This is a genomic window from Rhodococcus sp. USK13, from assembly GCF_018343855.1.
GTDB classification, from domain to species: Bacteria; Actinomycetota; Actinomycetes; order Mycobacteriales; family Mycobacteriaceae; genus Rhodococcus_F; species Rhodococcus_F oxybenzonivorans.
On the sequence record NZ_CP069241.1, the window covers coordinates 577,568 to 598,805 of the forward strand.

The 21,238-nt window shown below is 63.3% G+C and carries 16 protein-coding genes; 8 read left to right on the forward strand and 8 right to left on the reverse strand.

The window, feature by feature from the left end; genetic code table 11:
* Nucleotides 1–243: 243 nt before the first annotated feature.
* Together JQT59_RS36675 and JQT59_RS36680 are read left to right on the forward strand one after the other, a co-directional pair.
* Nucleotides 244–1,869, forward strand: coding sequence for a hypothetical protein (locus JQT59_RS36675; RefSeq protein WP_249353629.1), 1,626 nt, complete (start codon nt 244–246; stop codon nt 1,867–1,869).
* Between the two features lie 476 nt (nt 1,870–2,345).
* Nucleotides 2,346–3,443 carry a DUF4132 domain-containing protein gene (locus JQT59_RS36680; protein ID WP_249353664.1) on the forward strand — a complete coding sequence of 366 codons (1,098 nt, stop codon included), beginning with the start codon at nt 2,346–2,348 and terminating at the stop codon, nt 3,441–3,443.
* A gap of 666 nt (nt 3,444–4,109) precedes the next feature.
* Here JQT59_RS36680 and JQT59_RS02645 read toward each other — a convergent pair.
* The 6 genes from JQT59_RS02645 to JQT59_RS02670 all read right to left on the reverse strand — a co-directional run bounded on the left by JQT59_RS02645 (nt 4,110) and on the right by JQT59_RS02670 (nt 12,256).
* Nucleotides 4,110–4,310 carry a hypothetical protein gene (locus JQT59_RS02645; RefSeq protein WP_213571518.1) on the reverse strand — a complete coding sequence of 67 codons (201 nt, stop codon included), beginning with the start codon at nt 4,308–4,310 and terminating at the stop codon, nt 4,110–4,112.
* Nucleotides 4,311–4,594: 284 nt separating this feature from the next.
* Complete coding sequence (locus JQT59_RS02650) at nt 4,595–5,104, reverse strand: hypothetical protein (RefSeq protein ID WP_213571519.1); 510 nt, start codon at nt 5,102–5,104, stop codon at nt 4,595–4,597.
* Nucleotides 5,105–5,527: 423 nt separating this feature from the next.
* Nucleotides 5,528–6,745 carry a Wadjet anti-phage system protein JetD domain-containing protein gene (locus tag JQT59_RS02655; RefSeq protein WP_213571520.1) on the reverse strand — a complete coding sequence of 406 codons (1,218 nt, stop codon included), beginning with the start codon at nt 6,743–6,745 and terminating at the stop codon, nt 5,528–5,530.
* On the reverse strand, nt 6,742–10,098 hold the full coding sequence (locus JQT59_RS02660) for an ATP-binding protein (protein WP_213571521.1): 3,357 nt from the start codon (nt 10,096–10,098) through the stop codon (nt 6,742–6,744). The genes JQT59_RS02655 and JQT59_RS02660 overlap by 4 nt, the downstream gene beginning before the upstream one ends.
* On the reverse strand, nt 10,095–10,736 hold the full coding sequence (locus tag JQT59_RS02665; RefSeq protein WP_213571522.1) for a DUF4194 domain-containing protein: 642 nt from the start codon (nt 10,734–10,736) through the stop codon (nt 10,095–10,097). Before JQT59_RS02665 ends, JQT59_RS02660 begins: the two co-directional genes overlap by 4 nt.
* Complete coding sequence (locus JQT59_RS02670) at nt 10,733–12,256, reverse strand: DUF3375 family protein (protein ID WP_213571523.1); 1,524 nt, start codon at nt 12,254–12,256, stop codon at nt 10,733–10,735. The genes JQT59_RS02665 and JQT59_RS02670 overlap by 4 nt, the downstream gene beginning before the upstream one ends.
* 610 nt (nt 12,257–12,866) lie before the next feature.
* Between JQT59_RS02670 and JQT59_RS02675 the strand changes: the two genes are divergently transcribed.
* The 3 genes from JQT59_RS02675 (at nt 12,867) to JQT59_RS02685 (ending at nt 15,168) form a co-directional block, all read left to right on the forward strand.
* The gene (locus JQT59_RS02675) at nt 12,867–13,331 is read left to right on the forward strand and encodes a helix-turn-helix domain-containing protein (protein WP_249353631.1); all 465 of its coding nucleotides are present in this window, start codon (nt 12,867–12,869) and stop codon (nt 13,329–13,331) included.
* 88 nt (nt 13,332–13,419) lie between these two features.
* Complete coding sequence (locus JQT59_RS02680) at nt 13,420–14,160, forward strand: zeta toxin family protein (RefSeq protein ID WP_213571524.1); 741 nt, start codon at nt 13,420–13,422, stop codon at nt 14,158–14,160.
* A gap of 261 nt (nt 14,161–14,421) precedes the next feature.
* On the forward strand, nt 14,422–15,168 hold the full coding sequence (locus JQT59_RS02685; protein WP_213571525.1) for a DUF5131 family protein: 747 nt from the start codon (nt 14,422–14,424) through the stop codon (nt 15,166–15,168).
* On the opposite strand, the gene JQT59_RS02690 is transcribed toward JQT59_RS02685, so the two are convergent.
* On the reverse strand, nt 15,165–16,250 hold the full coding sequence (locus JQT59_RS02690; protein WP_213571526.1) for a three-Cys-motif partner protein TcmP: 1,086 nt from the start codon (nt 16,248–16,250) through the stop codon (nt 15,165–15,167). The genes JQT59_RS02685 and JQT59_RS02690 overlap by 4 nt on opposite strands.
* Before the next feature lie 230 nt (nt 16,251–16,480).
* Between JQT59_RS02690 and tcmP the strand changes: the two genes are divergently transcribed.
* On the forward strand, nt 16,481–17,824 hold the full coding sequence (gene tcmP, locus JQT59_RS02695) for a three-Cys-motif partner protein TcmP (protein ID WP_213571527.1): 1,344 nt from the start codon (nt 16,481–16,483) through the stop codon (nt 17,822–17,824).
* Between the two features lie 254 nt (nt 17,825–18,078).
* Here the strand turns inward: tcmP and JQT59_RS02700 are convergent, their stop codons facing one another.
* A complete protein-coding gene (locus tag JQT59_RS02700; RefSeq protein WP_213571528.1) occupies nt 18,079–19,155 on the reverse strand; it encodes a hypothetical protein in 1,077 nt (358 codons plus the stop codon).
* A gap of 501 nt (nt 19,156–19,656) precedes the next feature.
* On the opposite strand from JQT59_RS02700, the gene JQT59_RS36685 reads away from it, so the two are divergent.
* Nucleotides 19,657–19,854: a DUF6308 family protein gene (locus JQT59_RS36685; RefSeq protein ID WP_249353666.1), complete on the forward strand. Its 198-nt coding sequence runs from the start codon at nt 19,657–19,659 to the stop codon at nt 19,852–19,854.
* A 304-nt stretch (nt 19,855–20,158) separates the two neighbouring features.
* Complete coding sequence (locus JQT59_RS37960; protein WP_349306977.1) at nt 20,159–20,524, forward strand: hypothetical protein; 366 nt, start codon at nt 20,159–20,161, stop codon at nt 20,522–20,524.
* Nucleotides 20,525–21,238: the final 714 nt, after the last annotated feature.

Here is a 21,238-nt window from a genome sequence, read left to right on the forward strand (position 1 = left end):
GAGTGGGTGAGGCGGTTTGCTTGTGAGTCCGCCGATTCTTGGGTGTTCGTGCATGGTGTGTCGGTGTGGTGGGGCACGATCGGTGGTGGGCCGGGGATTGATGATGCGGGGGTGTGCTGGGTGGTGGCGTCGAGTGATGGTGGTGGATGGCGGGTTCCGTCGGGGTGGTGGCGGCGGGCGGAGGTGTTTCGGGGGCGCGCCCCGAAGCGGAAGGTCTCCCTGGATGCTGGGGCGTCGGCGGCGGTGGATGCTCTGATTGTGCGGGCGGGTGCGGAGTTCGAGCGCACGATCTCGCATCCGGTGACGCCGGTGGATCTGGCGGTCGCGGGTCGATCTTTCCTGGAGGGCCGCGCGGATGCGGGTGGTGCGGTGAATGTGGTGGGGGCCGCGGTGGCATGGCTGGTCCTGACGGATCAGCCTGAGCAGGCTTTCAAGACAACGTTTTTGGATGATCTGGCGACCCGGTGCGGGGTGGTGGCGGCGGCAGAGGCCGCGATTATCGTCGCGGGGTTGCGGATCCAGTTTCACCGGCCGGGACCGGGGGAGCCGATGGTGACGATCAGGTCGGTGGAGCGGCGGCCGGTCGCCGATCTGCTCAATGTGCACATTTTCGAGCCACACAGCCGGCTACGTGCCCTGCTCGCGGTGGCGCCGGATGCCGAGTACGCGGCGGCGGTCGCTGCGTTGGGCCGGTATCGCGGGTCGGGGCTGGCCTCCGATTTCCTGATCTCGTTTCTGGTGCCGACCGAGCAGCGCTGGGTGAAGGAGGATCTGCGGGCGTTGGCGCGGGTGGATCGTGATTACCTGCATATGGGGTGGCCGGTGTTGGCGTCGGTGACCACCCCGGGTCAGGCGGAGGCGGTCTTCGCCGCGGGCGGGGATCGTGACCATTCGGTGTGGGGTCTCGGGCACCGGCTGAATCTGGTGTACAGCATGTGCGCCCATGTCGGCCCGGGGGCGGAGGGCCTGGTCGGTGAACTATTCGACGGACATCTGAGCGGACCGAACAAGAAACGGATGGCCCAGATCCTCGGCCAATATCAGACCGATGACGGCATAAGGTTGCTGTTGAATCGGCTGGGCAGCAAGTATGTCGAACCGGCGGTGCGCGAGGCGATGACGGCCGCACCGGAGTTGGCGTACCGGCACCTCGCCCGACGGGCCGCCGAATCCGAGGCGGTGGCCGAGTTGCTGCGGGATCATCTGCGGGCACACCCCGAACTCTCCCCAGGAGACGACGAAACCGGCACCGACGACGGACCCGGCCACAGTGGTGGTGGCGGGCCGGCCGGCGAGGAGCGGCAGCGGGTGCCGGAGGTGTCGGTGGACGAGTTGCCGATGGTTCTGGTCGATCCGCCCTGGAAACGGCCCAGGCCGCGACGCCGCACCACCGTCCCCGGAGCCTCGTCGCCGGCCACCCCGACCCGGTTGGCCTGGTGTCCGGGGGAGCGGGAGCAGTGGCTGGCCGCGGACACGTACCGGCCGTGGCTCGGGGACCGCACGTGGGCGGAGATGGTCGGCCGGGTCGGCCTCGGGCAGGTGATGGACATCAACATTCTCGCGCATGCCCCCGAGGAGTTGGTGCGACCGATCCTCGCCGATCTGCCTGCCCCGAGCCGGATTTGGTACGCCGACCGCCCCTGCAAACCCTCCTCGGCCGATTCGGCGCCGACGCGGTCCCGTATGTCGTGCGGGTGGTCACCGCCCGCCCGGGCCGTACCGCGCACGTGCTGCTGCCGATCGAGGGCAGCGAGATCACCGTCCACATGGTGCGGTGGCTGCTGTCCCGATCATTGGGGGCGACCGCGAAGCAGTGGTTTGCTCGGCACATCGACACCGCCGCACCCGATGTCATTGCCGCGGCCCTGACCGGATCGACCACCGAACGCTCCCACGGCGAGCGGGTCCTGCGTGCACTCGCCGAGCGGGGGCACCGCGACACCGTCCTCACCGCGACGCGCCGCCTCGGCCCCGCCGTGCAGGCGGCGGTGACCGCGGTGCTGGACGCGGACCCGCTGCTGGAGCTGCCCTCCCGGGTTCCCGAGCTGCCGTCGTGGGCGAACCCGGCGCTGTTGCCGCCGGTGCTCCTGACCGGCACCGGCCACGCCCTGCCGGCGGATGCCGCCCGGAATGTGTGCATCATGCTGGCCCTGTCCCGCCCCGGGGACCGCTACCCGGGTGTCGACCTGATCCGCGGCGTCGTCGACGCGCGATCGCTGGCAGTGTTCGGGTGGGGTCTGTTCGAGCGGTGGCAGCAGGCGGGCTTCCCGGACAAACAGGCCTGGGTGCTGACCGCCCAGGGCATCGTCGGCGACGATGACACGGTACGGCGACTGACCCCGCTGATGAGGTCCTGGCCGCTGCAGTCCGCGCACCGGCGCGCGGCCGCCGGCCTCGAGGTCCTCGCGGCGATCGGCACCGATGCCGCGTTAACCCAACTGCACGCAATCGCCGTCGGATTGCGGTTCCCGGCCCTGCGGAAGAAGGCCGACGCCCTGGTCGAGCAGGTCGCCGACGACCTCGACCTGACCAGCGACCAACTTGCGGACCGGCTGATACCCACCCTCGGCCTGGACCCCGACGGCACCACCACCTTCGACTACGGGGACCGCGGGTTCGTGCTGTCCCTCGACGAACGCCTGCGCCCCACCCTGGTCGACACCACCGGCCGCCACGTCACCCGGTTGCCGCGGCCCACCGAGGACGACGCCCCCTCCGCCGCCGACGAATTCGCCCGGTACACCACGCTGCGCAAGGACCTCCCGACCATCGCGGACACCCAGATCCGCCGACTCGAGCAGGCCATGCTGACCGGCCGGAGCTGGTCCATGGGCGAGGTACGAGCCAGACTCGTGGCGCACCCGCTGATGTGGCAGCTGTGTCGCCGGCTGGTGTGGGCGCACCTCGACGAGCACCAGGCGGCCCAGCGGTTGTTCCGGTTCTCCGACGCGCGGACACCGGTCGGTGCGGACGGCGCGGACGTGCGTATCGACGACACCGCCATAGTGTCGATTCCGCATCCCCTGCACCTTCCGGGCGGCCCCGACCCGTGGACTGCCGTGTTCGACAACCTCGGCATCGCCCAGCCCTTCGAGCAACTCCGGCGGCGCACCTTCCTGCTCTTCACACCCGAGGAACTGGGCACGATCCTGACACGGTACGAGGGCCTGACGGTGCCGACGAGCGCACTGCTCACACTGACCCGGTTCGGGTGGCAGCGGGAAGAACCGCAGGATGCCGGCGCCCAGATCGCGATGGAGAAACCGATCGGCGACAGCCACGTCGGGGTGATCCGGGTGTCCCCGGGGTTCAACGCCGCGAATGCGATGCAGTGGAAGGAACAGACGATCGTCCACGTCTACGCCGCCGCCCTCGGCGACGGCGCGCTTCTCGATCACGTTGCGGCCTCGGAGATCGCCCGAGACCTCGCAACACTGGAGTGACACCGCACCCAGCCACGGGGCGTGGTAGCGACCCTCTCCAAGGAATTACCGGCCGGATCGCCCGCTTCCTGGAGCGGCAGGGGCGCTCTCCGTGGCGGGGTGTCGTTGTCATTGATTTCGAGTCCGTTGAACCATTCGGCTGCTTCGCGCAGTTCGTCGACAACAATGGGACACATGAAGGGGTTCAATCGCGTTTAGGGGCCGTAGCGGCGACACCGTGGTAGGCGCTACCGTCCACAGCATGCCCAGACTTACTGAGGAGCAGAAGAAACAGCGAGCCGCCGACAAAGCCATGCGCCACGCACTCGAAGCCGAGGAACGCGATCGGCGCGAGAGCATGAAGCGACTCGAATGGGAGAAGAACGGAACGTATCTGACCCGAGCCGAATTCGAAGCGAACGTGCCATGTCGAGGATGCGGCAGGCCGTTCATCGACAACCGCGGTCCATGGCCAGCGCAAATCCATATGACCCCCGCCGAAGTGGAAGAATACGCCGCCGAGAACAAGTATTACCTCGATAGGCACAGTGACTGTCACGCCTGCCGCACAGGTATCTCCGGCTCACGGATCACGCACTGTGGGTTCTGCTGTCCGCCTCCGCCGCTCAGCGCCAGGCAAATCGAAGTTATCCGAAACGTGTTTGGGAGGGCATCGAAGACCCCCGATCACGAACTCGACACCTGGAAGTCGACGCTCACGTGTGGACACAGCGTCGAGGGCAGACAGCACAGCTCCTCCAAGTCCCGCACGACCGCGGTCGAAGATTGCCCGGAGTACTCGATACGGCGAGGGGTGGTCCATGCCGAGCGGATCGGGCCGGCGGCTCCGCCGCCACCGAAAGCAGTTCCTGAAGCACCTGTTGTCACCGCTGCAGAGTCGGAAGCAATTGAGGTGGTGAAGAAACACAAGGAGGCGCTTCGGATGGCGGAAGATCGGCTGAAGCAGATCCGCCGCGATTCGGCCCGTGACCGCACATCTGATCGCGCGATCTAGGGCAGGCTCCGCTGAAACCCTGGCGGCGAGTGCGGGGAGCGCCCTGGTCGCCAGGGCTGCCCCGGGTGTGGTGGGGTCGTAGGTGACGATGTCGCGGAGCGTCGCCACGGTGCCGGATCGGCCGAGTCGAATCGGGGCGTCGGCAGGTGCACTATTCCTAATTCTGCATCAGACGATATTTCAATTCGTCGACCGCCTCATCGAGGGCGAGCGTGGACGGATCGAGTACATACAGATGGCCAGAGTGGTGTTTGAATCCTAGGGATTGCCAGAGCTTGCCCAAGGCCATTGCGCCCGCTTCCCATTCATCGACCGGCACGTCCCTGTTGCTGTATCGCTTTCGAAGCTCGAACGGAGAAGCATGGAGAGCGACACACGCTGCTGCGGAGTCGAGGCGCGGGATCGCCAGGCCGGTGAGATACCGGCCGACGCCTCCATGGCCACGCAACGCATGGTCGAGGAAGACATGATTGATGAGCACGAGCCGGGTTCCGAACAGGTCGCCGTCGACGGTATCCGCGAGACCGTCACCGTCTACCAGAGGCATGAAGACCGCGGTATCGGCGCTGACTGCGTCGAGCTCGAGCGCGAGATCCAGGCCCTCACCGAGCTTGAACGTCCAGCCGTCCATCCAGGACTGGCTCCGAGTCTTCCGTGCCGCTGACAACCAGCACCTTCATGGTCCAGCTGTCGGGCCCCTCATCGCCGTGTGCATACACAGCGCTACAACTTTTCTCGAAGATCAAGTAGTCGAGTGCGCTGACATCGGCCATGTAGCGACAATACTCTGCGCCGAAAACGGCCCGAGCTGGTGTTCCGGAACTGTGCACCGCCGGAATATCTGATCGACAACCGGGTTCAGGCTTGGGTGGGTCTGAGGTGAGCGAGGTGGGTGTCACATCCTGCCGGGGTCAGCAATGGTGGACCGCGGTCAGTAGTGGTGGAGTTGTCGCCACGAGAGCCGGCGTGCATTCGAGACCGCGATGGCGACGCGCTCCGATCCACACGGCCTCCACAACACCCAGCGGTCGCCATGACGTCGGCGGAATGCGACCAGGCCGTGTTCTAGCCGCTGCCGCGCCCACCGGCCTCAGGACGAATCAGACGCGTGACTTCCGAGACTCTCCGTAACGCAGAATTCGACTTCATGCCGGGCGACGTGCAGGGGAATGCGTTCTTGCTCGATGCGCCGGGGATGCGAGTCGGGCGCTGTGACACGCAGATATGCTACGGTTTCGTTGTCGGTCAGGTGGACAAGGGTGGGCCCGCCTGTGGAGATCAGTGTGCCGTTGGGGTAGTAGTTGGTGCCGAAGGGCGCGTATTCGTGGTAGCTGTCGGCATCCATAAGAATGGTCCGCACGGCCAGTCCTGCTCGGCGGTAGGCGTCGACGATGGTGAAACCATCGACATCGATATCGCCCCAGTAGATGACGTTCGGGCAATCGGCGATCCAGTTGATGTGCGGAAGCCTGCTCGGTCCTTCTTTCCCGTTGCCTTCGATTGCGACTGCCTGTGGGATGGCTGGGAATCCGATTGCGGTGTCTTTGTTTTCCGAGATGATGACGACGTTAGGTTGGTAGGCGAGGACTATGGTGTCGCCGACCGTATACGAGTCATGCAGCCGCTGCCCGGTGGATCGGTACACGGGGTCGAGGTAGGTGAAGTGTATGCGCGGCGAGTGATTCGCGGCGAGACCGAGGTCGTCGATTCCTGCCAGTTGCGCGACCAGGTAGTGGTGAGCGTTGAGCCATTTCGCATGGACGCCGAGTACTGGGACCTGTCGAGGTGTGAGGCCTCGTGCCTGCTCGTGGTGGGTGGCGAACCATCGGGCGGTGTCACACAACAGCATGAAGTCCGTGTCGCTGTAGGAGATGGTGGTACGCAGGATGCCGGCCCGGGTGGCGTCGTCGAGGTGGGCAGCGAGGCTGGCGAGGTGGCGCTCACGCGCGCGTGCGGTGCGCAATTGTGTGCGCCAATCTCCGGTGGAGCATTGTCGATCGTCTGCGATCGTGACCGCTGTGTCGAGGTCGGTGACCACAACCCGCTGGGTCAGGGTCTGCCGGCCGTGCGCGGCCCACGTTTTAGGCACGACGATCAGGCCGGGGTGGCTGGCCGCGTAGGTGTTCCATTGTCGAGTCATGGCGGCGTAGTTGACGAGGCTGTTGGCGACCTGGCGGTTCGTCGTGCGTTCGGGGAGGATAGTCCAGCTGCGTGGCCAACTTGTGTCCTGTGGGTTGGTGATCGAGCGATGCCAGGTGTTGGCCAGATGCGTGGCGACTTTGTCGCGGATCTCGTCGGGGGTTTTCATTGCTTCCGATATTCGGAGATGTAAGAGCGGCCGGCGGTGTTCTTGACGACACACTTCATGTGGTCCATCGCTTTCTCGACTCCTGTCACTTTGTCTTGTGGGGCTGCGATGATGAGCTGGAATCCTAGTTCTGTCCAGGCGTCGACACCGCGCCGCGCGAATTCGCCGTTCGCTTTGATGAACGCCTCGTCGAGGATCACCGGCGCGTAGCGGGGGTAGGTGTTGCTGGAGTCGCCGAGCCGGAATCTGAGTGCTGCGGCGGCGACGAATGCGACGAACTCTCGTCGTTCGCCTCCGCTCAGTGGCCCGAGTAGGTCGTAGCGTTTGACCTCGGTGTCATTTAGGTCGTATTCGACTGCGGTGATGTTGATGTGGTCGTTGACGTCGAGGAGTCGGCGTCTTTTGGCTGCGCCGGCGGTGCCGTGTTCGGGTTTGCTGATTTGGTCGATGAGTGCCTTCATCTGTTCGTAGCGTGCGGTGTATTCCTCGTCGGATCGTTCGGCGGCGAGTTCGCTGGTGAGCTCGTCGATCCGTGCTCGGAATTCGGCCACGTCGTCGAAGAAGAGTGTCTCCTTGTCGATGGCGATGCGGTGGCGTTTTTCCCCGAACGGCAGTTTTGCGAGGATGCGCCGGATGGGGTGCAGGCGTTCTTCGATGCGTTCGTGTGCTTCGTCGTACGCCTGCTTCAGTTGAATGAGGTTGGTGACGGTCTGGTCGTCCATGCTGAGTTGCCAGGCTTCGCGGAGCCGGAACACTTCGTCGGCGGTGATCTGTTGCAGGATGGCGAGGTATTGGCCGTATGAGTCGATGCCGATGCCGCGGTTGGGGTCAGCTCCGTGTAGCTCGGTGTAGCTGGAAAAGATCGCGGTGAGTTTGTCGGTGACGGCTGCGTGTTCCTTGCGTTTCTTGTCGATCTGTTGTCCGACCTCACGCCGGATGAAGGATGTGGTGCGGCGGAATTCGTCGGGGGTGTAGGGCTTGTCGGCGTCGAGTTCGTCGTAGCGGGCATCGAGGGTGGTGTGCTGGTCGTTAGTGACCGTGGTGTCATAGGACTGCGCCTGACGGACCTGGTCTTCCCGGGCGGTGAGTGAGTCGAAGGTGTTGGTCAGCTCTGTTATGCGGTGCGCGAGTACGCCGAGTTTGTTGTTGTCGGCGTCGCGCTGCGAGGACACCTTCTTCTGCTCGATGCGCAGTTCCCGCAGCACCGGCGTTGCATTCTCCAGGTCGGTGATCGCCTGTTCGGTCTTGTTCACGTCGGCTTGGGCGGAGGTGACGTCGATGCGGGCCCATCGGGCGTTGGCGACGGCCGTGTATGCCGCCTTGAGCTTGTCGAGGTGTGCGATCTGCTGTTCGAGGGTGTCGCAGTGCCGGCGAGCCTTCTCGAGGATGGTGGTGTTCCCGGCGATTTCCGTATCGATTTCGGCGATTCGGGTCTTGTTGGAGAAGCCGATTACTTGGTGGATGTCGGCTGTGCCGGCCGCGCCGCGGCGGCCTCGCCGGATTTGTCCGGAGGGGGTAACCCGCAGTTCGCTTCCGTTGAGTTGGGCCGGTGATTCGACGCGGATCGCGTCGTCGTCGGTTCCACACACGCGGTCACGTACCCAGCCGATGAAGGGGGAGTCGTCGGCGAAGTCGAGGACTCCGGAGATATGGTCTGGTTGGGGTTGGTGGAGCGGTGGTGTGTGTAGCGAAACGCCGTGATAGTTGATGCGCCGCATCGGCAGCGAATCGATGGTTGCCGAGAGTTCTTCGAGTCGTTCGTCGTCGACGAGCATCACTCGCGCGATCGCCCCGAGGGTGACTTCGGCAGCTGTTCTCCACCGGTGCTGTGCGGCGTTGATATCGATGAGTTCGCCGACGAACGGGAGGTCGTCGGCGGTGAGCCCGGTGGCGTCGATGATGGTTTGTCTCGATTGCAGCAACGACGGAGCCATCCGGCCCTTGTTACGGAGGAGAAGTGTGCGTTCCTCTTCGAGTTCCCGTATGTGCTCACGGGTCTTGAACACCGTTGGCATCGCGTCGTTGTGTTGCTGTTTCAGGTTGGCTCGCGTCTGGGGGTGGCTGGCGAGAAATTGTGTGGCCTGTGTCTGCGCTTCGGTGAAGTCTGTCTCGGTGGGCAGTTGCTGTTGGAGGACTGCGATCGCGGTGTCGAACGCCTCTCGGTCCTCGAGCGCGATGCGCAGTTTCTCCTTCTGGTTGAGCAGTGCGCTGTTGAGGGCTTCGATGCCGCCGCCGGCGTCGGCGATTCTGGCGGCAATGCGTGCGAGTTCGATATCGAGTGAGTCGATCCGCCGTTTCGCGGCGACACGGTCGTTCTCGAACTTGTCGCGGGTCGTGCTGTTGGCGTTGATCGCCGCGTCGAGGAGTCGGCGCTCCTTTGCTCGCGCCCATGTCGCGAACGGGGTGGGGTCGGTCTCCGGACGAGTGGTTCCCAGCGCCTCGAGCAGGTAGATCTCACCTCCGATGAGTTCACGGGTCGCGTGGTGCTCTTCGATGGGTTGCAGCTTGACACGTTTGTTTTCGGCTTCGATCGCTGCCTGGTAGGCCACCTCGGTGGAGGTGAATGCTTTGACCGCGTTCGCGGCTTGTGTGAAGGTCGCCGGTTCATCGAGCACCAGCTCCTTGAACATGTTGTCGACCGAGTAGTCCATGGCTTTACCCGCTTGGATGCGCGAGAGCAGGAGCAGGGCATCGGCGCCGTTGCCTCCGGCACCGATTCCCAAGTGGGTTTGCACTCGGGCTTCGAACTCGGTGGGCTTGCGGAACCACTCGACGGGGAAGTGGGCGCGGATCTCATCTTTGGTGAACCCTGTTCGGTTGACGAAGTCGCCCAGGCGGTCGATGTCGATGTGTTCGGTGCTGGTGAGACCGATCTTGGTGATGCCGTTGTCGCTGGTGGCGTCGCGGGGCACGAAATACAGGCGGATGGCACTGAACTGGGCGCCCTTGTCGTTGACGAAATTTGCGGCAATCGCGCCCCAGGTGCTGGCATTATCACCGCGAAGCATGGTACTGCGGGTTTCGGCGGATCCTCGTTCTCGGTACTCGCCGCTCTTGCCCCGCAGGTAGTCGATCAAGGTTCGTTGCCCGGTATTGGCGTCCCGGGCGCGCCCGCCGGTGTCGTTGGATGCCTCGTTGAACCGCAGCCTGCTGCCCGGCATCATCACGGCGAGGTAGGCGTCCAGCATCGTGGACTTGCCGGTTCCGGGTGCTCCGGAGACAAGGGTCTTCCCGCGATCGAACAGCATGATGTGACCGCCGCCGTCGAACCCACCCCAGTTGGTAATCTGGATGGAATGCATGTGCCAGCACGGTTCCACCGCCAGGGGAAGGACGCTGCTCGCGCCGGTCATGACGGATCGTCCTGCGTCTGGCCACCGTTCTCGCCGATTAGCCATTCGTGCAGCTGCTGCAGCTTGGGAAGTGGCAACAATGATTCCAGGACGGGGCTGATCTTGTAGCGACCCGATGTGCCCACCTGCTGCAGGATCCGCGCATCAGACACGGCGACTATCGCCCGATGGGTGATCTTCTGGGGTTGGCTCTCGTCGGTCGTCTTCGGTAGGAAGTTCCGCATGGCGTCGACGAGTTCTTCGGCGTCGACGTAGACGTCATCGGTGATGACGGTGCGCTCGGCGCGGAGGCGTTCACGCAGCACGATAAGGAGAACGGTTGCATGAGCGGACCATCTGGTGTTGCGCAACAGCGACAGTGTGTTGTCGTTGTCTGGGATGGGAATTCGTTTCTTGTAGGCGACACCGTTGCGGGTATCGATGTGCAGGTCGAGGTACAGATCGTGGAGACGGCTGGTGATCAGTCGTGGCGACTCGATCAGCGCAGCCCATTCGTCGGTATCTGATGCGGCGGTGATGTAGTGGTTCTTGACGAGTTTCACCAGTGCCGAGCGTTGGACCGGCGTGAGGCTGCTGATGTCCCCCTCGAACAGACTAACGCGATGGTCGGTGGTGACGTCGGGTTCGGGGTTCGTCATGGGGTGTCCTCGAGTGCGCGGATCGCCGCAATATGGTCGGGGGTCAGGATGATCTTCTCGGCGTGGATGGCGCAGGTCGTGCCGTCGGGGCGCACCGTGTAAAACGGTTCCGTTACTCCGCTGCCGAAGATGACGCCGCCGGTCGCGGCGGCTTGCCAGAGGCCGAACAGTTCGACGGGTCTGCGGAACTCGGGGTCGAGCGTGTTGAATACCTCGCCCAGACTCGTCCGCTGGTCCTGTAGTACTTCGATACCGTCGAGGACATGGTACAAGGTCTCCGGCCGGGGACCACCGAGCGCCACGATCTCGGCGAGCGTGGGCGGCACAGGCATCTCGCCGCTGGTATCAGCCGCCGGCGGGGGTGCAGGCTCGTTCAGTGTCACATCGAACCGTTCATGCAAATACTTGAATTCGATCCGGTCCGGCATCAGGTCGAACGGCACGACGGTTCGCGAGTTCGCAGATTCCAGCCACACGTTGAGTTCCTTGCCGATGTCGTTGAGGACTTTTGCAAGTTCACGCTCCTCGATGAGGCCACGGGAGACGATGTACCCGCTGAGCGTCTCCATCGTCCTATTGCGTTTGTCTTGAACCATCGCCAGTCCGTCTCGCAGCCGGCGGGGTGTTCCGTAGAGGTTGTCGTGTTCGGATGGCGGCAGGAGTTCCTCGAACACCGCATGCGAGAGGATCGTTGACAGGTCGTTTTTCAGTTCGGACAGCTTTGTCCGGTCACCCAGCAGATCCCGAACCCCGCGGAAGGCCCTGCCTTCGGGGGTGTCCAGCAGCGCGTCGGACAGTTCGAGGTGGTCTATGACGGACTGCCCGGTCGAGCGTTCGTCTTCGCGGAGTTCCCGGATGATGCGCCGGTGCTCGCTATCGACCGATTCTCGCACTCGAGCGAGGTCGGTAGGCAGACGTTTGACGAGGTCGGTGAGGTGCTCGTAGGCGTCGATCAGCGTCTGAAACGGCACACTCTCGATGTCGCCACCGGCGCGGATCCGCTCATACTCTCGATTGAGTGCGTCGAGTTCGAGCGCCATCCGTTCGATCTCCTGCTGCATTTGCCGCAGCCGGCTCTCGCGGTCGACCGTGGTCATCGCGGATAGGTCCCGGGCGGCTTTCAAGATAGCCGTGAGCCGAGAACTATTGGCGAGGGCTCGCTGTGACCCGAGACGGTCAACGATTTCCAGCGCTTCGACTGCACCGGGGGCCAGGGTGTAGTTGTTCGAGTTCGGTGAGCGCCCTAGCAGTTGGTCAGCGACAAGCTGTTGGCATAGATCCCGGCCGGCTATCCGCTCCTCGCTTCGCCGCGGCACACGCTCACCAGCCGCGGTGAGTTCATCGAGTATCGCGTCGACCCGAGAGTGCAGCGTGTCCGCGTCCACCGCGGCATCGGTATCCGGGAACGCGGTCCTCAGGATCGCCACGACGATCTCCGGGTTGTCCTTTCGAAGCATCCGAAAGGACGGCTTCTGTGCCGCCAGGCGAGCTTGGTCCAGGAACCTCAGTGCGTCCGACACTCCACCTCCCCAAGCAGTACGTGACCGTATGTGGCATTAGACACGGTCGTACCGACATTTGTTGACCACCCCGTAGCTCAATCCACCTTGCACTGGGAGGAGATCAGTGCCCAGCGCATATCTTGCAGCGGTCGGCGAGTCCCGAGCGCGGGCGAGTCACAGGTCATCGATCGACACACTGCGCACCTATTGTTCGGACCGAGCCCATCGGGGACTGCACTGCCCACAAGAGCCCAGGCCGACTTTCTTCAAGTCCGCGATACTGGCGATCCGGCCGGTGAAGTTCCTTCCCGGTGTGCAGTCCCCGAGTCCGTGGTCTCGAGCGACGATGCGTCAGGATCGTGGGCGCTGCCGTCACAGCGGGGTGCGCCCGGTTCCCGGGCACACCGGGTTCTCGCCCATCGCCAACCGTCCTAACCGCTCAGTTCGGGATGGGGAGAGGAAAGGCCGACGAGCTGTCCACAGCGTCCGGGTAGCCGGTATAACTGCCCTCGTCATCCTCATAGTCGTCCGCCGGACGCGATCGATCAGGGCTGCGGTGGACGGTCTCGGGCGGTTGTGGGTATCCTGAAGAGCAATGATTCATTGTGAATCAAAGAGGAGGTACTTGGTGGACACCATCGACCGCAAGGCCGTCGCCGCCCTCGATGCTGCGGCCGCCCGCCGCCGGGTCGCCGACCTGGACGTCCTGCGCGCTGTGGCCGAGGCGAACGCCGCCCACATCACCCAACGCGTCATCCACGAGCACATCGGAATCTCCCAACCGACGATTCACCGCATGCTGCGCACCGTGCTGGAAAACCCGGCCCTCCTCGATGAGACACCGACCGAGGTCATCGACCGCCGCACCGCCGGCCAGATCACCGGCGACGAGATGATGCAGGTGCTGCTGGACTGGAACTTCACCTTCGGCCAGGTCCCCGTCAGCGGTGGCATCTCGGCGGATGCGTACGAGCCCGGCAGCTGGGACGAGATCGAACGCGCCTACTACCGCGGACTGCTCACCGACGACGAGATCGGTCGGCTGATGGAACGCAACAAGGATGCCCTCGAGCACGCGGCACGGTCTGGGTGAACTCCCCGGATCCGCTGCGCGGCATCGTCGCCGCGCAGCTCACCGCCATGTCCGTCCCCGGTAGCACACCAAGGCCGACACCAGCACGATGATCCGGTTCGCGGCATCCCCGGCCCGGCTGCGGTTCCGCCGCACCGTCATCGAACGGTACCTGGCACGGGAAACTCCACTGCGGGAGGGACGCTCGGCCATTCTCACCGCCGGCGCACCCGGAGCCGGAAAGAGCACCCTGCTCCGCGACCACATCCCCGACCTGGACGGGTACCGCAGCCTCGACGCCGACGAAGTCAAGGACTACCTCATCGAGCAGGCACTGCGTGACGGGGACTACGCGGAACTGCTCAGCACGGAACTGGCGGACGGCGCCCCGCTGGCACCGCGCGAGCTCGCGGCACTGGTTCACGACGAATCCACCGCCCTGATCGACCAGATCCGCCGCCTGTGCCTCGACCGCGGCGAAAACGTGCTGATCGAGGGAACCCTCCGCTGGCCGGGCCAGGGCCCCAAGGTGTACGAGGAGTTGGTCCACGCCAACTACACCTCGCTGCGGGTCATCGGAGTCGAAGTGCCCCGTCGCACCGCGCATGAGCAGGCGCTGTCCCGCTGGTGGGACGGCCGCACCGCCTGGCACGCCGACCCTGCCTCGCTCGGCGGACGGTTCACCCCGCCCGCCGCGATCGACGACTGCTACGACGACGCCCCGATGTCGAAGTGCGCCCGCAACGCCCAAGCCCTCGCCGCAGCTGCCCGCAAGCGGGAGAGCGGGACGGTGGTGGAACTGGAACTGTTCCGCCGCTCTGCTGCCGGAGGCTTCGAATCGGTCAATTGACGTCACGCCGTTGGTTTGGTGGCGCGGAATTGCCCACCTTCACCCATGTTTTGGAATGCCATGACTCCGAAATAGCGTCAAGTGGATTGAGTGCGCGGATTGCATCCAGCGAGCGTGTCGAGGACTCTTGGTGTGCCGTGGTGGAGAAGAATCGTGGGCAGTGATTGCTGGTGGTGACCTGGTCACTATCCGGCTTCTGCGGTGTAGTGTGCAGATCAAGGCATGGTTCGAACAAGGGTTCGATTGGTGGAAGGAAGTTCTGTGGCCGACAAGTCATCGATCGAGTGGACTGAGGCGACTTGGAACCCGGTCACCGGTTGCGACCGCGTCTCCGTCGGGTGTGACCACTGTTATGCGCTGTCGCTGGCGAAAAGGCTGAAGGCAATGGGGGCTGAGAAATACCAGAATGACGGCAACCCTAAGACCTCCGGACCCGGCTTCGGTGTCACAATCCACCCTGCTGCCCTCGACCAGCCGCGCAGGTGGCGAAACCCGCGAGTCGTATTCGTGAACTCGATGAGTGATCTATTCCATGCCAAGGTTCCCATCGGATTCGTGCGCGATGTCTTCGACGTGATGCGTGAGACGCCGCAGCACACGTATCAGGTGCTGACCAAGAGATCGCTTCGCCTTAGCCGTGTCGCCGAGAAGCTGGACTGGCCGGACAACGTATGGATGGGTGTGTCGGTGGAGAATGCCGAGGCCCTCGAACGCATCAACTATTTGCGGGAAGTACCTGCGGCTGTGAGGTTTCTGTCGTGCGAGCCGCTGCTCGGTCCGCTCGACGGGATCGACCTCGACGGAATCGGATGGGTGATCGCCGGCGGTGAGTCCGGTCCGAACTACCGTCCGATGGAACTGTCGTGGGCGCGCGGAATCCGTGACGCGTGCAGCGACGCCGAGGTGCCGTTCTTCTTCAAGCAATGGGGTGGCCGAACCCCGAAGGCGCTCGGTCGAGAGCTGGACGGCCAAATTTGGGATGAGATGCCTACCGCGGACAGCGCTTAGAGAAAGTGGATCAACACACCCTCGGGGTAGGTCCATTTGCGTTGTTGTCCGATGCACTCGATCAGGCCGCGCTCCTGCATGGGCTTGAGGGTCTCCTTCTTCAGGTGGCTAGGGGCGTACCGTGTGCCGGTCAGGACGAAGTCCTGAAGAACCTTGATGGGGACGGTTTGCCCCTTGAACTGCGCGATGAGCTGCTTGTCGAGATCGAGGGTGAAGGTGGCATCGAACAGCGGCTCGATTCCGGCGACTCGGTCTGAGAACTGTGATCCGTTGGTGGGGTCGATCTTCCACATGGCGGATCGCATGACTTCCAGGCCCTTCAAGCTGCGTGTGCAGTGGTACAAGAAGTAGCTGGTTCGACCTCGCATCTCGATCATCTCGAATCGGCTGACGTACGGGAATCGGCCGACCTCTCGTAACTGCCTCTCGTAGAGGTCGGCGAGGAACCGCTTGCGTTCGTCGGGGCCGAGGCCGTCAGCCTGTGCGTAGTCTGAGCAACCGAAGAGCTCGCTGAGGTTTCTCTGTTGCCCCTCGTGGGTGATCCACCGGTTGACGCTGTTGAACGAGAACAAGATGAACAGTTCAGATCGCTTATCTCTGACGAGGTCACAGATCAACTCCAGTGGCACCCCCTTGAAGCCGAAGGGGTCGACGAACGCAAATGTCGGAACCAATCGTTTGTCGCCGCGACTGTCGACGATCTCGCCAGCAAGGTCCACGAACTGCTGGTTTCGGGTGTGGACCGAGAAATTTGAGGGGATCGATCCGTTCTCGGCCGTGCGCCAGTCTTCGAGGAGCTGGAACCTCGACCGATCTGCCTCGTTGAACAGGAACATGACGGTCGAGTTTCGAAGGAAGCGTGCCTGCCTCTTCGCGGACTCGAGCGCCAGCCGCGGGGAACCAGGCTCCCCGGATTTGTAACTGCCAGGGCCGGCGAACCCGTCGATGAACAGCACGCGCTCACTCCAGCTGGCAAGGATGGGGAACCACGCATCGAGGTACCGGGTGAGGATCTCGTGCTTGGCTTTCGTGTGCGGCTCGATCTCCCACACCGTCTCCGTCACCACGTCGGCACTTCCCATGAGCGCACCAGTACTCGCTTCACGACCCACCCTTCGGACATTCTTCCTACGACCAATCCACCGGCACTTCATGCGCCGCAGTTATTTCTGCTCGAGCTGTACGGAATCGTACGGACCCATGCAGCGCCATTCTTCTGTACGTCCTGCATAGGTCCGCGAGTAGATCATTTGAATGACACCGGGATTACCCTCACGGAGCACGTCCCGACGCTGCGCAGACGATCGACCTCGTGGGTGCCGAGAACCGAATGGACCGCATCGCATCGTCGACGGAGCGGATCGCCGCTGCCGGGACAGAGAACCGATGTGACGCCGGCCTCGACACTGTCGATAGTCGGCGAAGTTGCACGCCATCCGTGGCTCGGTCGATTAACCTGATGCCCTCGATCCTCATTCGACAGGTGCCCCCATTGAGCCAGCAGTTCCACAAGAGCAAGAAGTCGGCGGCGGTTCTCAAACACGCCATCATCAAGCAGTACGCCACGCCCTTCGCGAGCAAGACCGGCAGTACCTCCGTGGATAACCGGGTCGCCTTCATTGACGGGTACGCCGGGCCCGGCCGATACGACGATGGCGAAGAAGGCTCTGGCGCGATGCTCCTGCAGACCGCGCATGACTTGGCCGCGATGAGCTCTCCCCGAAAGGCCGAACTTCACTTCGTGGAGAAGGAGTCCGACACCATCACCAAGCTGCGGAAGGTGGTAGCTGCGGAAGGCGTGGGACTGACCGTCACGGTGTCAGATGGCCATGTCTCAGCCCACCTCCCGGCACTCTTGGATGCAGTCAGCGGAATCCCCCTGTTCGCTTACCTCGATCCGTGTGGTCTGATCATCCCGATGGATGAGGTCGTGAGCATCTTCGATCGCCCCGGCAGTAAGGCACCGACCGAGGTCCTGATCAACCTGACAGCGCACCTGCGTCGTTTTGGGGGCATGTTAACCAGTGACAAGCCCGTCGAGAATTCGCTGAAGCGGATTGATGAGGTTTGCGGCGGCGATTGGTGGCGTCAAGCATGGCTCGACAAGTGTCCCAACAAACAAGCATCTGAGGACGAGAGGATGGCCGCGGAGCAGGCCGTCGTCGAGGGATACGCCCAGCAGCTAAGCGAGCGACTCGGGAGCCTGGGGACCTGGATTATTGACGTGCGTCCGCGCGCCGATTTGAAGCCCGTGTATTACCTGGTGTTCGCAACGCGTCACATCGACGGCATGTTGGCATTCGGTGAGTCTGCGTCCCGTGGACTTCAAGCGTGGCGGAAGCATCTCGCGATGATGGCCGCCGACGGCACCCTGTTCAGCGACGGCGATTGGGAAGCAGCGTGGAAAGCGGACGAGGCGCGCCTCAAAGCGCAATGGGTGGACACCCTCGCGGATCGGTTGACTACCGAGCTAGCGAAGGGGGAGGCGTTCCGCATCATTGAGAAGGCGGAAGAGATCTTGGGCGCCGACCTAATGGGGGTGGTGCGTACGCTCCACATACGAGCAGCGATCAAGAAAGTGCGGTCGGCGGGGAAAACATCGACAGATCCCACGGGTAGGAATGATCTTTTGAGCCTTCTGATCGTCCCTGCGTGACCACAGACATCTCGTCGAGTACTGCGGAGGGCGGTCATCGACTGGTGTGCTGTGGTCGCGGAACGTGGGCAATGCTTAGGCGGAACCTCAGGGTCGAGAATCGCGAGATGTCCGCGTGAGCGTTGGGAGAGGCTGCGGCGCCTTGGCGATGTTCGGCGCGGAGCGCATCGGCCGCCGTTATGATACTCATCCGAGACTGGCTCCGGGGCGAACGTCATCGCTGCGGCAGACACGTCCGTGACCGCGAGTCGAGGTCAATCACTCTCTACAAGGTTAGCGAAGCAGTCATCACAGATCGGAATTCCATCGTCACCGGTCGTAGTGGGCGTATCGCAGTGAGTGCACCGCTCGATCTCGGTGTATCCGGCTGTCCTCCCACAGCTGAAACATGCCCAGTAGGGCCATACACGACCATCGCAGTTCAGTGCGCCGGCATCGTGCGGGAGTTCACGCTGCGACACAACGCCCGCAACAAGAGCAAGCTCCGAGCAGTACACGCACTCGCCAATTGGCCACTCACCGCCGCTTGTCAGTTCCGTGTATTCGTCCAATTCCTTTACGTTGTGGACGTACTCAAGAGCGGCGGCAACACCGTCGACCGGATCCCAAAGGCAGAACGCACAGCGAACTGGCTCTTGCTCGATACACATGAGTGTCCCCTGATGGCAGCGAGGGCACTCAAGGCACTCTTCCGCGGCGTCGAGCTCGTCCGTTATGGACGCCATCTGCTTCTTGACCACCACATTGATCTCGCTGAGGCGATCGGCGATGTCCGCCATCACGGAATCGATCAGATTCTCAATTACACCTCCGGCACTACCGAGGAACTCCGTTCTGAGAAACCACAGCACGAAGTCCAGCCCGCTGCCGTATGCGGCTTGGACACCGATGGGTAGCGAGCCATGGTTTAGCGTGAAGTGAACAGCACGGTTCCGTAGCTCACCTACATGACGGACACGCATATCATGTCCATTTGTTTTCAGTCCGATGTTGAAGTCATTCTCTAAAAGTTCGATCGCGTCTTGCGGAAAGATCGTCTTTGCGTCACCCGCCAGGAACAGAGCTTCCAGCTGTTGCTCAGGGATCTTATTCCTGGCCGACTTAGTGCAGACCAGCTTCCAATCCTCGCGAACGACCCTCGCCTTGAGCAGAACTTCGATCGCAACCGCAAGATCAACGATCGCGAATACCACGTCCTGTGTGATCGTGAAGTTCTCCGTGGCATCGGTGCCATTTGGGTCGTTTTGCATTGCTCCGACGGAGCGCCTTAGAAACATCAACGCGTTCTCAGTGAGACCATGCTCGATCTCAGCAACCTTGCTGTGGTCCATCGCATCTCCGTCGTAGAGCCAGCATTCAGAACTTAGTGACCTTATTACGCGATGCGCGTCACCACCACCAAATCCTCGACTACGGACGAACGCGTGCTGGGTCCGTATCTGATCCGACGCTTAATCAGGCCGTGTGAGGGTGACGATGCGGTCGCGGACGTCTGCGCCGGAACAGACGACGGTTTACATCGCTCGGTCAGTAGATCTGACAGCACGAATCGACACAGTCATGTCGTACGCGAACTGGGCACCAGGCGTCCCAATATCGGCGTTTGCAGTTGCCAGATCCTGGACACCGATGCGGAGGCGCTGAACGCCCTTCTGACGGCGATAGGGCCGGATCGGGACCTGGTTCGACGAACCGGACCCGCTCGGCCCGGGGTGGCCGGCCTGGGACCTGGAAACCGCCCTTGGGTGCTGCCGGGCATCGGCCGGACGTAGGCCACGAAGCTGATCGCCCGTAAACGTCCCCGGCTGTACCCGATCTGGGTTTCGGTGGTGATGGGCGTTGTGGGCACCGCACGTGCCCACCTGAATCCGGTGCGGGAGGCGTTGCGGGCCGACGACGCGGCGTTGCACGGGCGGCTGTTGAAGATCCGGGCGGCGGCGGGGCTGCCGGAGGAGATTTCGGTGTTGCGGGTCCTTGGATGTGATTGCGTGGATGGACGGCTAGAACCGTGGCCTGGGGCAGCGTTCTGACCAGGGAAGATGACGCGTCACGGGGTGCTCTCGGGAGTCGGTCTTTTGGGGGTCTTGGGTAGGGTCGCGCGGTGATTGTTGCGGTGGAGGGGCCGAGTGCTGCGGGGAAGACGACGTGGTGTCGGTCGGTGTGCGGGGAGTTCGTCGGGGAGTACGTGCCTACGGGGTGTGAGCCGGATGGGTCCGATCTGGTGGTGCAGGCGGACTACCGGGTACAGGTCGATTCGCGGCGGGCGGTGGCGGCGGAGAGGGGCACGGGTGTGGCGGTGTGCGATAGCGATCCGCTGAAGCTGCATTACAGCTGGTGTCTGGCGGGGGTGGGGCTGCGCCGGCTGCCCGGCTCGAGCATGAGCTGGCGGCGGTGCGTCGTGGGTTCGCGCAACGGCGGCTGGGGTTCGCGGATGTGGTGTTGTTGTCGATTCCCGAGCCGCGGCAGCTGTTGCGGCAGCGCATTGGGGATCGGACCCGTCGGCGCCGGCACTTCGACCTGCATGCGCGTCTGGCGGAGCCGTTGGCCGAGTGGTACGGGGCGGTGGAGCGGCTCGATCCCGGGCGTGTGCTGCAGGGCTTTCCCGTCTCGCTCGATTCGGTGACCTTGCCTGCGCCGCGTCCGGATCGGCACGATTTGAGTCTGTTGGAGGACTTGGTTCACGAACTTCCCCGGTTGTGACGAGGGCAGTACGTGGAGGGCCGGGGCGATCGGTCTTGGCTGGACCCGGCACCCACCTAGATGCCCGGCAGGCGCACCCGGGCACGGCCCGCATCTCGATTCCCGGGGTGCGGGCCATGCCGCGTCAGGCGGGTGTAATGGTGCTGTGACCTGGTGTGATGACATTTCCCCGGTTTGTGATGTGCCGGTGCCGACGACCGCCACGGGCGAGTGCCGGCGCCGGGGTGTGGGGGTGTCGGCGGGGTGCGCGGGGTGTCCGTTTCGCCCGTTTCGGGGGTGGTTGTGAAAGATGTTGGTTGTCAATGTGTTTGGGAAAATAGTTGCGAGTAAGGTATTTACGTGTGTTGTGCACAAGTAAAAACTTGTGAGGTTTGTAATAGGTTGTAAATCAAGAGATTTAGAACTGTACTGATTATCTACTTTGTAGGCGTTTGCGAGGGGTGAGGTGGTATGCTGTGGGTATGATATCGAGTGGCATGGGAAGGCGAGTGGGCGTCGGGTCGGGCACACCTCCCGCGTCCCCAGCTTCGTTGGGGTGTGGGGGACCGGATCGAACGGTTCGATCAAATATGTCTGGTGAGAACCTCATCTCCGAAACTCAGAGGAGCGAAGCGACTCGATCGACGGCAACGGGACTCGGCCCACGGCGAGCCGCGCAGCGGCTCTCCGGCGGGGAGCGCAGCGACTCGCCCCGTCTCCCGGTGCGGAGCACCA

Coding starts and splice junctions, on each gene's coding strand:
- JQT59_RS36680 (WP_249353664.1), top strand. CDS start 2,346: ATGAGGTCCTGGCCGCTGCAGTCCGCGCACCGGCGCGCGGCCGCCGGC.
- JQT59_RS02655 (WP_213571520.1), bottom strand. CDS start 6,745: ATGAAAACCCCCGACGAGATCCGCGACAAAGTCGCCACGCATCTGGCC.
- JQT59_RS02660 (WP_213571521.1), bottom strand. CDS start 10,098: ATGACCGGCGCGAGCAGCGTCCTTCCCCTGGCGGTGGAACCGTGCTGG.
- JQT59_RS02665 (WP_213571522.1), bottom strand. CDS start 10,736: ATGACGAACCCCGAACCCGACGTCACCACCGACCATCGCGTTAGTCTG.
- JQT59_RS02680 (WP_213571524.1), top strand. CDS start 13,420: ATGATCCGGTTCGCGGCATCCCCGGCCCGGCTGCGGTTCCGCCGCACC.
- JQT59_RS02690 (WP_213571526.1), bottom strand. CDS start 16,250: ATGGGAAGTGCCGACGTGGTGACGGAGACGGTGTGGGAGATCGAGCCG.
- JQT59_RS02700 (WP_213571528.1), bottom strand. CDS start 19,155: ATGGACCACAGCAAGGTTGCTGAGATCGAGCATGGTCTCACTGAGAAC.
- JQT59_RS36685 (WP_249353666.1), top strand. CDS start 19,657: ATGGGCGTTGTGGGCACCGCACGTGCCCACCTGAATCCGGTGCGGGAG.